8 protein-coding genes are annotated in these 9994 nt (G+C 64.1%); 6 read left to right on the plus strand and 2 right to left on the minus strand.

What is annotated here, in order from left to right:
- The 6 genes from dxs to ACK41X_RS20925 all read left to right on the plus strand — a co-directional run.
- A partial coding sequence (gene dxs / locus ACK41X_RS20900; RefSeq protein WP_409727357.1) for a 1-deoxy-D-xylulose-5-phosphate synthase occupies window positions 1-1810 on the plus strand: 1810 nt, incomplete at its 5' end.
- Between the two features lie 451 nt (window positions 1811-2261).
- Entirely contained in the window at window positions 2262-3062 is an 801-nt protein-coding gene (locus ACK41X_RS20905) for an alpha/beta fold hydrolase (protein ID WP_409727360.1), read from the plus strand.
- The gene (locus ACK41X_RS20910) at window positions 3059-4339 is read left to right on the plus strand and encodes an acyl-CoA dehydrogenase family protein (RefSeq protein ID WP_409727363.1); all 1281 of its coding nucleotides are present in this window, start codon (window positions 3059-3061) and stop codon (window positions 4337-4339) included. The genes ACK41X_RS20905 and ACK41X_RS20910 overlap by 4 nt, the downstream gene beginning before the upstream one ends.
- Window positions 4340-4487: 148 nt before the next feature.
- On the plus strand, window positions 4488-5993 hold the full coding sequence (locus tag ACK41X_RS20915; protein WP_409727366.1) for a long-chain-fatty-acid--CoA ligase: 1506 nt from the start codon (window positions 4488-4490) through the stop codon (window positions 5991-5993).
- A gap of 160 nt (window positions 5994-6153) precedes the next feature.
- On the plus strand, window positions 6154-7248 hold the full coding sequence (locus ACK41X_RS20920; protein ID WP_409727369.1) for an NAD/NADP octopine/nopaline dehydrogenase family protein: 1095 nt from the start codon (window positions 6154-6156) through the stop codon (window positions 7246-7248).
- A 124-nt stretch (window positions 7249-7372) separates the two neighbouring features.
- Complete coding sequence (locus tag ACK41X_RS20925) at window positions 7373-8350, plus strand: 3-hydroxybutyryl-CoA dehydrogenase (RefSeq protein ID WP_409727372.1); 978 nt, start codon at window positions 7373-7375, stop codon at window positions 8348-8350.
- A 110-nt stretch (window positions 8351-8460) separates the two neighbouring features.
- Here ACK41X_RS20925 and ACK41X_RS20930 read toward each other — a convergent pair whose 3' ends face one another.
- Together ACK41X_RS20930 and ACK41X_RS20935 are read right to left on the minus strand one after the other, a co-directional pair.
- Window positions 8461-9507, minus strand: coding sequence for a peptidase M29 (locus ACK41X_RS20930; RefSeq protein WP_409727375.1), 1047 nt, complete (start codon window positions 9505-9507; stop codon window positions 8461-8463).
- Window positions 9507-9994, minus strand: a 488-nt coding sequence (locus ACK41X_RS20935; RefSeq protein ID WP_409727378.1) for an ABC transporter permease, incomplete at its 5' end; no start/stop codon positions are given. The genes ACK41X_RS20935 and ACK41X_RS20930, both read right to left, overlap by 1 nt.

Here is a 9994-nt window from a genome sequence, read left to right on the forward strand (position 1 = left end):
GATCGATGCGGTCGCCGTTACCGGCGGGCATTTGGGCGCGGGGCTTGGCGTCGTCGAACTCACCGTTGCGCTGCATTACGTTTTCGATACCCCCGACGACCGGCTGATCTGGGACGTCGGCCACCAGGCCTATCCGCACAAGATCATCACCGGCCGGCGCGACCGCATCCGCACGTTGCGCCAGGGCGGCGGCCTGTCCGGCTTCACCAAGCGCGCCGAGAGCGAATACGATCCCTTCGGCGCGGCGCATTCGTCGACCTCGATTTCGGCCGGGCTTGGCATGGCGGTGGCCCGCGATCTGAAAAACGAAAAGCGCAATGTCATCGCCGTGATCGGCGACGGCGCGATGTCGGCCGGGATGGCCTATGAGGCGATGAACAATGCCGGCGCAACGCATTCGCGGCTGATTGTCATTCTCAACGACAACGACATGTCGATCGCACCACCGGTCGGCGCGATGTCGGCCTATCTGGCACGGCTTCTGTCCGGCAAGACCTACCGCAACCTGCGCGAAATCGGCAAACAGCTCGCGCACAAGCTTCCGAAATTTTTCGAGCAGCGCGCGCTGCGCGCCGAGGAATATGCGCGCGGCATGATGACCGGCGGCACGCTGTTCGAGGAGCTCGGCTTCTACTATGTCGGCCCGATCGACGGGCACAATCTCGATCATCTGCTTCCGGTGCTGAAGAATGTCCGGGATGCCGAGAGCGGACCGATCCTCGTTCACGTCGTCACGCAGAAGGGCAAGGGCTACGCGCCCGCCGAAGGATCGGCGGACCGCTATCACGGTGTCACCAAATTCGACGTTGCGACGGGAGCGCAGGCCAAGGCCAAGGCCGCAGCCCCCGCCTACACCAAGGTGTTCGGCGATGCGCTGGTCGCCGAAGCCAAGCGCGACGAAAAGATCGTTGCCATCACAGCCGCCATGCCGTCCGGCACCGGGCTCGACCTGTTCGCCAAGGAATTCCCACAACGCTTCTTCGATGTCGGCATCGCTGAGCAACATGCCGTGACCTTTGCCGGCGCGCTCGCCGCCGAAGGCCTGAAACCGTTCGCTGCGATCTACTCGACCTTCCTGCAGCGCGCCTACGACCAGGTCGTGCATGACGTTGCCATTCAGTCGCTGCCGGTGCGCTTTGCCATCGACCGCGCCGGGCTTGTCGGCGCCGACGGCCCGACCCATGCCGGCTCATTCGATATCGCCTATCTCGGCTGCCTGCCGGGCTTCGTGCTGATGGCCGCGGCCGACGAAGCCGATCTGGTGCATATGGTGGCGACCGCGGCAGCGATCGACGACACGCCTTCGGCGCTGCGCTATCCGCGCGGCGAAGGCATCGGCGTGGCGCTCCCCGAACGCGGCATCCCGATGGAAATTGGCAAGGGTCGCATCGTCCGGGAAGGCACCAAGGTAGCGCTCCTGTCGTTCGGGGCGCGGTTGTCGGAATGCCTGAAGGCTGCCGACGAACTCGCCGGTTACGGGCTCTCAACCACCGTCGCCGATGCGCGCTTCGCCAAGCCGCTCGATACCGACCTGGTGCTGCGGCTGGCACGCGAGCATGAAGTGCTGATCACGATCGAAGAAGGATCGACCGGCGGCTTTGGGGCCTATGTGCTGCAGGCGCTGGCCGATAATGCGGCACTGGAAAGCGGCCTCAAGGTTCGAGTCATGGTGCTGCCGGACGTCTTCATCGATCAGGATAGCCCGGCAGCGATGTATGCCAGGGCCGGACTCGACATGCGCGGTATCGTCGCCAAAGTGTTTGAGGCGCTTGGCCGCGAGATGAGGCCCGAAAGCAAGAGTGCAGGTTAACGGGTAAACGCAAAAGGCCCAGCAAACCCGCTGGGCCCCTCGCGGATGAATGACGGCTGTCGCAGCCAGCGAGAATAACGCCGTCAAACGTCCCCACGATCAGGATGACCGAAATACGCGCGATGCCAAGCCGTCACGTCATCGGACATGGCGCGATAAACACCAGCCGCCACAATGGCTGGAAACCAGAACAGCATCACCATGCTAACGTCTCCATGTCCGGGGCGTTACTTGGCAGTCCGCGCCTCACGGCTCTGATGGGTTGAGAACGCGGTAATACTCGTCTCGGTTCCCATCCTATGGCGGCGTGGCAGCAGCGTACGCAACCTTGGCGCGCAGAACCAGTCAACGAACAGCGCCGCGCGGCCGATATTTTACATTTAAAGCTTTATTCCCGGCCGCCGGTTTCCTAGGATTGGCGATCATCCAGCGCCGTATCGCGACCGAGCCGATGCCCGACAAAGACTTGCCATCGCAGACACAAGGCGTCGTTTTCATTCATGGGGTTGGCGGCTCGGGGCGCGCCTGGCAGCCGCAGGCGGACAGCCTGCGCGCCGCGGGATTTACGCCGCTCGCGCTCGACCTGCCGGGCTATGGCGGACGGCCGGCCATCGAACGCATCACCTTCGACGAGTTTGCGGAAGACGTCGAAGCGCAGATCGCGAAGGCCGGCCTGATCAAACCGGTGTTGGTCGGCCATTCGCTCGGCGGCATGATCGCCCAGACCATGTTGCGGCGAAAACCGGACGGTTATCGCGGCGCGGTCCTCATCGGCACGAGTCCTGCCTTCGGCAAGCCGGACGGCGACTTCCAGAAGAAATTCGTCGCCGACCGCCTTGCGCCGCTCGCCTCCGGCAAGAGCATGCCCGACCTCGCCGCCGCGATGATCGACGAGATCATCGGCCCCAATCCCGACCCGGGCGGCAAGGCGCTGGCCGTGGCCTCGATGGCGGCTGTGCCGGCCGCGACCTACAAGGCCTGTGTCGAGGCGATCGTCACCTTCGAGGAGCGCGCCAATCTCGCCGCGATCAAGGTCCCGGTGCTCTGCCTCGTCGGCCAATTCGACGGCAATGCGCCGCCCGCCATGATGCAGCGCATGGCAGCAAAAATTCCGGGCGCGCAATTTATGACGCTGCCCGGCCTCGGGCATCTGCCCAACCTGGAAAATCCGGCCGCCTTCGATGCGGCCCTGCTCGCCTTCCTGCGCGACCTGGATGCGGGCGATGCGACCAAACGGAGTGCCGCGCCATGAACGCACCAGAAAAGATCGATGTAGAGAAGGTCGATATCGACGCGCCGCTATTTGCGCCGGACGCCTTCGGCCTGAATGATTTCCAGACCGAGTTGCTGGCCAAGAGCCGCAGGTTCGGCAAGCAATATCTCGCGCCCCGCGCCGAGCGGCACGATCGCGACGCCACCTTCCCGATCGAGAATTTCCGCGACATGCATCCGGAAGGCCTGCTCGGCATCTGCATTCCGAAATCCTCGGGCGGTATCGGCGCCGACTACAAAACCTACGCGCTCGCAGCGTCCGAACTCGGCCGCTATTGCGGCGCGACCGCTCTGTCCTGGAACATGCATGTCTGTTCGACCCTATGGTCCGGGCCGATCTCCGATGAAATGGAGATTCCGGCCGATATCCGCGCCGAGCATCTGCGCCGGCGCGAAATCCATTACGAGCGCATCCTGAAAGACGGCGCGGTCTACGCACAGCCCTTCTCCGAAGGCGGCGCGGCGGCGGCAGGAGCTGTGGCTTTCGGCACCGAGGCCAAGCCGGTTGACGGCGGCTATATCGTCAACGGCAAGAAAATCTTCGCTTCGCTTTCCGGGTCGGCCGACTATTACGGCGCACTCTGCACGCGCAGGGCCGAGGGCGAGGAAGCGATGCGGCGCAACACGCTCTATCTCGCGATTCCTGCAAATGCACCCGGCGTGACCGTGACCGGCGACTGGGATCCGCTCGGCATGCGCGGCACGGTCTCGCGCACGCTCATTTTCAAAGACGTGTTCGTGCCGGAAGACGCTGCCCTGATGCCGCCCGGCGTCTATTATCAGGCGGTGCTGCGCTGGCCGCACATGTTCCTGACGCTGACACCGACCTATATGGGGCTCGCCCAGGCGGCTTATGATTTCACCGTGGCTTATCTGCGCGGCGAGGTGCCGGGGATGCCGCCGGTGAAGCGGCGCATGTTCCCGACCAAGCAGCTTGCGGTCGCCGAGATGAAGCTGATGCTGGAACAGACCAAGGCGCTGTGGTTCCAGACCATCAGCGAGGCGCGCCCGAACCCTTCCAAAGACTCGGTGATGCGCGCCTATTGCGCGCAGCACACCGTGATGGAAAATGCCAACGCGCTGGCGGTGAAGGCGATCCGCACCTGCGGCGGACAGGCGATGCTGAAAAGCCTGCCGCTGGAGCGCATTTATCGCGACAGCCGCTGTGGCTCGCTGATGCTGCCCTGGACCGCGGAAATCTGCATGGACCGGCTCGGCAGGGAAACGCTCTACGAGCCGGGCGAGAAGGATGAGTAACTCTTTTCTTCACCTCCCCCTGAAAGGCGGAGGTCGGTCCACAAGGCGGACCGGGTGGGGGTCGGCTCTTGCTATCGAACAAGACCCCCTCCCCAATCCTCCCCCTTGCAGGGGGAGGGAGCAGATCGCGTGCGTGGCTACGTAAGTCATGGACCTTTCCGACCTCATCGCCCGCAACGCCGATTTCACGCCGGACAAGACCGCGATCCGTTTCGGCAGCTGCACGCTGAGCTATGCCGACTTTCATCAGCGCATCGCGCAAACCGCGCGCGCGCTGAAGTCCGAACTCGGCGTCGGCCGCGGCGACCGCGTCGCGATCCTGGCAGCAAACCATTCCGATTATCTGGTCACGCTCTATGCCTGCGCCCGGCTCGGCGCGATGCTGGTGACGCTGAACTGGCGGCTCGCGGTGCCGGAGCAGCTTTTTATCCTCAGCGACAGCGGCGCCAAGGTGCTGATCGTCGACAAGGAATTCTCGGCCGTCGTGGCGCAGCTTGCGCAGCATCTGCCCGACATCAAGGTGGTCGGGCTCGACTATACGCCCGACGATGCGCCGTCCTTCGATGCGCTGCTCGCCGCCGGCACAGGCGACGGCCGCAATCCGCATACTGACATCTCGAATCCGCTGCTGCTGGTCTACACCTCCGGCACCACCGGCCGGCCCAAGGGCGCGGTGCTGCGCCAGGAGGCGCTGGTCTGGAACGCACTGATGAGCCACCACGCCCATGACATGCGTTCGGACGACCATATTCTGACGTATCTGCCGCTGTTCCATGTCGGCGGTCTCAATATCCAGACGACGCCCGCACTGCAGCTCGGCGCGACCGTCACCGTGCATCAGCGTTTTGCGCCCGATACGACCTTGCAGGCCGTCGGCAAGGAACGGCCGACACTGATGCTGACGGTGCCGGCGGTGATGCAGGCATTGTCGCAGCACCCGCTTTGGGGAATGACCGATCTCTCCTCGCTCCGGGCGGTCGCTGCCGGATCGAGCCTCATTCCCGTGCCGCTGATCGAGGCCTTCATGACGCGCGGAATCCCGGTGATCCAGATTTACGGATCGACCGAAACCGGACCGACTGCGGTCTATACCCGCGTCGGCGGCGACCTTTCGCGTCTCACCTCGACCGGCCTGCCAGGCCTTTATTGCGAGGCCAAGGTCGTCGACAATGATGGGCGCGAAGTGCCCCATGGCACGGCCGGCGAGGTGGTCGTGCGCGGCCCGAACGTACTCTATGAATATTGGGGCAATGCGGAGGCGACCGCGGACGCTCTGCGGGACGGCTGGTATCACACCGGCGATATCGGCACCCGCGATGCGGACGGCTATTTCTACATCCATGACCGCAAGAAGAACATGATCATCTCCGGCGGCGAGAATATCTACCCGGCCGAGATCGAGCGCGTGCTGCACGATCATCCCTGCGTCGCGGAGGCTGCGGTGATCGGCCGGCCCGATCCGAAATGGCAGGAGGTGCCCGTTGCCTACATCGTGTGCCGCAGGGATATGACCGTCACCGCGGACGAGGTGAAGGAGTTCGTCGGGCGCAATCTCGCGCGCTTCAAGATTCCGCGCGAGATTGTGTTCGTGGACTCGCTTCCACGCACCGCGCTCGGCAAGGTGCAGCACTTCATGCTGCGGGAGCAGCAGTGAGTAGCGCCCTCTTACTTCTTCACCTCCCCCTGCAAGGGGGAGGTCGATTGTCGGCGCGATGCGCGGACAATGGGGTGGGGGTCATATTCCAAACAGCTTTTGACCCCCTCCCCAACCCTCCGCCTTTTCCGGGTGAGGGAGCACACGGAGCAAGTTTGATATGCGTATCGCGGTACTGGGCGGCGGCAACGGATCCTTCGCGGCGGCGGGGGATTTCGCGCTTGCGGGGCACGACACGCGGCTATGGCGGCGCGACAAGCCTGCGGTAGAGGCGCATCGCGCCGCGGGCTCGACGATCACCATCAAGGATTTCGCCGGCAAGCACGAGGCGAAGCTGGCCCTTGTCACGAACGACATTGCGCAGGCCGTGCGCGACGCCGAACTGATCGTCTGCCCTGCCCCAGCACATGCGCAGCCCGATATTGCCAAAGCGCTGGCGCCGCATCTGAAAGACGGCCAGGTCGTGTTTCTGCCGCCCGGCACGTTCGGATCGATGCTGTTCGCGCAGGCCATGCAGGCGGCCGGCAAAAAGGCCAAGGTTGCATTTGCCGAAACAGGCACGCTGCCCTGGCTCACCCGAAAGCACGGCCCGTTCGAGGCGGCCGTGACGGTGCGCGCCAAGCGGCTGCCGACCGGTGTGTTTCCGCTTGCATTAAAGAGCCATGCGCTGGCGGTGATCGGCCAGGCCTTTCCGAATGTGATTGAGGATTGCGGCGACGCACTCTCCGGTGCGCTGATGAATGCCGGCGGCATCATCCATCCGCCCCTGATCACCATGAATGCCGGACCGCTGGAGCATTTCGACCGCTGGGACATTCATAAAGAGGGCACGCAGCCCTCGATCCGCCGCGTGACGGATGCACTCGATGCCGAACGCATCGCGGTGCGCGAGGCGCTGGGCTATGGCGCACCGCATTTCCCGCTGGCGGACCATTACGCCAAAGAGGGCGACGAGTGGATGTATGGCCGCGGCTCGCACGACAAGCTCACCGACTCCGGCGACTGGCGGGAACACATCGTCCTGACGCAGCACCGCTACATGCTGGAAGACACCCGCATGGGCCTGTCATTCCTCGCCTCCGTGGGCGAGCTCGCAGGGGTCCCGACGCCGCTTGCGCGCGCCTTCCTTGCCATCGGCGGCGCGGTGGTGGGCGAGGACTTCATGGTGACCGGGCGGACGCTGAAGGGCATGGGGCTCGGTGGACATGATAAGGCGGGATTGCAGAGATTGCTGCGGGATGGGTTCGGAGGATGAGCGTGCGGACGACAGCACAAACTCCGTTCGTTCCCGCGAAAGCGGGAACCCAGGACGGCCCTAACCAGCCTCCGTTGCTTGGCTCTGGGTCCCTGCTTTCGCGGGGACGATCGGAGAATGCGGTATGATGGAGCAAATCGCCTGTCTTGGCGCCGGCCGCATGGGGCGCGGCATTGCGGTCGTGTTTGCCTATGCCGGTCATCCGGTGAAGGTGGTCGACTTCAAGCCGCGCAGCGAAGCCGACTTCAAGAAACTCGAAGCCGAAGCGCTCGGCGAAATCCGCGACGTACTCTCGTCGCTCGCCGCTTTCGGCATGTTCGATCCGGCGCAGGTGGACGCGATCCTCTCGCGCGTCGAGATCGTACCGGAGAGCGGCGCGCGGGGAGCATTCTCGTCTGCAGCGGTGATCTTCGAGGGGGTGCCGGAGGTGCTCGACGTCAAGCGCGAGGCGCTGTCACAGGTCTCGAAGCTTGCCGGTCCCTCGCCGATCATCGCGTCGACCACCTCGACCATCCTTGTCGACGACATCTCGGGCGCGGTCGAGCATCCGGAGCGATTTCTCAACGCGCACTGGCTGAACCCCGCTTACCTCGTACCGCTGGTCGAAATGTCGCCCGGCAAAGACACCGATCCGGCCGTCACCGCGCGGCTGAGGGCGATGCTGGAAGCGATCGGCAAGGTGCCGGTGATCTGCGCGCCGGCGCCGGGCTATATCGTGCCGCGCATCCAGGCGCTCGCCATGAACGAGGCGGCGCGCATGGTGGAGGAAGGAGTGGCCTCGCCGGAAGACCTCGACAAGGCGATCAAGTATGGCTTCGGCTTTCGCTTCGCCGTGCTCGGCATGCTGGAATTCATCGACTGGGGCGGCGGCGACATTCTCTACTATGCGAGCCGCTACCTGACCAAGGCGCTGGACAACGAGCGCTACGCGTCACCCGACATCATCGCGCGCAACATGGAGGCGGGGCATATCGGACTCAAGACCCAGCGCGGTTTCCTGAATTACGAGGGGATGGATGTCGACGCCTATCGAGCGGAACGGCTGAAGGCATTTGTGGCGATGCTGCGGCATTTCGATCTGGTGAAGCCGCCGGTGGTGTAGTGTTTGGTCATCCGCGGGCTTGACCCGCGCATCCATCGAGAAAACATCTTTTCGCAGGAAGATGGATGGCCGGGTCAAGCCCGGCCATGACAGCAGGATTGTCGACAGACCTACCCGAACACGTCCTGCAATGCGCCGGCCTTCACCACCACGGTGTTGTCCAGCGTGATCGTGGTCTTCATCACCGGCAGGTCGAAATGGCCGGCGGTATAGCGGCCCGCGAATTCGTTGGCGCCGGTGGAGAACAGGAAATTGCCCGGCACCGCGCGGATTTCGGTGCCGTTGGTGTCGCGCTGGCCGTACATCGACAAGGCTTCGTACCGCGCGTCGGGATTCATCCCCCAGCCGACATGCGACACCGCGTAAGCCTCGCGGTCGCCCCAGGCGGCGAGATATTTGCGGAACATCTCGGCGTCCGCGCCCTCGCCGATGATGTCGGTGATGTAGTCGTCCTTGAAGTCAATCCGGATCGGCTCGGCGATATAGCGTTTGAAGGTCAGGTTGACGTCGCCGCGGTCGAGCACCAGCGTGCCGTTGACCGACTTAGCCTTCGGAAACGAGACCACGATGCCACCCGGCCAATGCGCCAGCGTGCCGGGCTTTTCGGTCCAGCCCCAGATGCCAACGGTCTGCGCGCCCTCCATATTGACGACGAGCGCGGTGCCGGCCTCCGACGTCACCGTCATGCGCTTGGCGCCGCGCAGCATGCGCGCCGCATTGCGCACCTTTATCTCCAGCGCAGGATCGGGCCGCATCCGCTCCAGCGCCTCGGGATGCTCGTTGGAGATCACCATGATGCGCGCCCCGGCCTTCAGGATGTCCGGGGTCTCCGGCGCATGCATCAGGCCTTCCAGCGTACAGTCGACCACAAAACCGGCCTGGGCGAGCGCGGAGACCACCGGGGCAAGCTTGCCGATGGCGATGCTCGCTCCGGTCGAGCGGATCGGCACCGGATAATCGTTGCGCGGCGTCGGCACGACGACATGGAACGGCCGCGCGCCGAGGCGCAAGAGCGCGAGTTCGGCAAGCTGCACGTTGAGCTGGCGCGACTGCGTCTCCGAGAGGATCGCGGCGGTGTCGCCCTTCTTCACCGCACATTTCTCGAACAGTTCGCAGAAGGCATCGATCCACTTGCCTTCGATCCGGTCCGCCAGCATCAGTTTTCCTCCGGGAAGCCCCTTAACAACCGGGCGCGCAAGGCATTGAAGCCCGCATTCAGGATCAGGCCGAGCGCAGAGATCGCGATGATGGGCACGAACATGTCCACCGTCTGGAAATTGCGCGCGGCCCGCACCAGGAGATGCCCGAGCCCGTCGGTGGAGGATATCATTTCCGAAAGAAAGACCACGATACACGAAATCACAAGGCTGATGCGACAGCCGGTCAGGATCGAGGGCAAAGCCGCGGTCAGCACCACGGTGAACAGGCTTTTCAGCCGGCTTACCCCCATGGCTCTCGCCGACCAGACCAGCTTCGGCTCGACCGCAAGAGCACCCTGATAGGTCGCGAGCAGGATCGGGAACAGCGCATCGGCAAAGACCAGCGCAATCTTTGAGGAATGGTCGAAGCCGAGCGTCAGGATGAAGGCCGGATAGAGAGCGATTTTCGGCACCGGCGCCAGCACCCGCACCAGCGGACGAAGCA

This window comes from Pseudorhodoplanes sp. (assembly GCF_046289595.1).
In the GTDB taxonomy this organism is placed as follows: Bacteria; Pseudomonadota; Alphaproteobacteria; order Rhizobiales; family Xanthobacteraceae; genus Pseudorhodoplanes.

Excerpts from the sequence above, each read along its gene's own strand:
- ACK41X_RS20905 (WP_409727360.1), top strand. The coding sequence starts at position 2,262 with ATGCCCGACAAAGACTTGCCATCGCAGACACAAGGCGTCGTTTTCATT.
- ACK41X_RS20910 (WP_409727363.1), top strand. The coding sequence starts at position 3,059 with ATGAACGCACCAGAAAAGATCGATGTAGAGAAGGTCGATATCGACGCG.
- ACK41X_RS20915 (WP_409727366.1), top strand. The coding sequence starts at position 4,488 with ATGGACCTTTCCGACCTCATCGCCCGCAACGCCGATTTCACGCCGGAC.
- ACK41X_RS20920 (WP_409727369.1), top strand. The coding sequence starts at position 6,154 with ATGCGTATCGCGGTACTGGGCGGCGGCAACGGATCCTTCGCGGCGGCG.
- ACK41X_RS20925 (WP_409727372.1), top strand. The coding sequence starts at position 7,373 with ATGATGGAGCAAATCGCCTGTCTTGGCGCCGGCCGCATGGGGCGCGGC.
- ACK41X_RS20930 (WP_409727375.1), bottom strand. The coding sequence starts at position 9,507 with ATGCTGGCGGACCGGATCGAAGGCAAGTGGATCGATGCCTTCTGCGAA.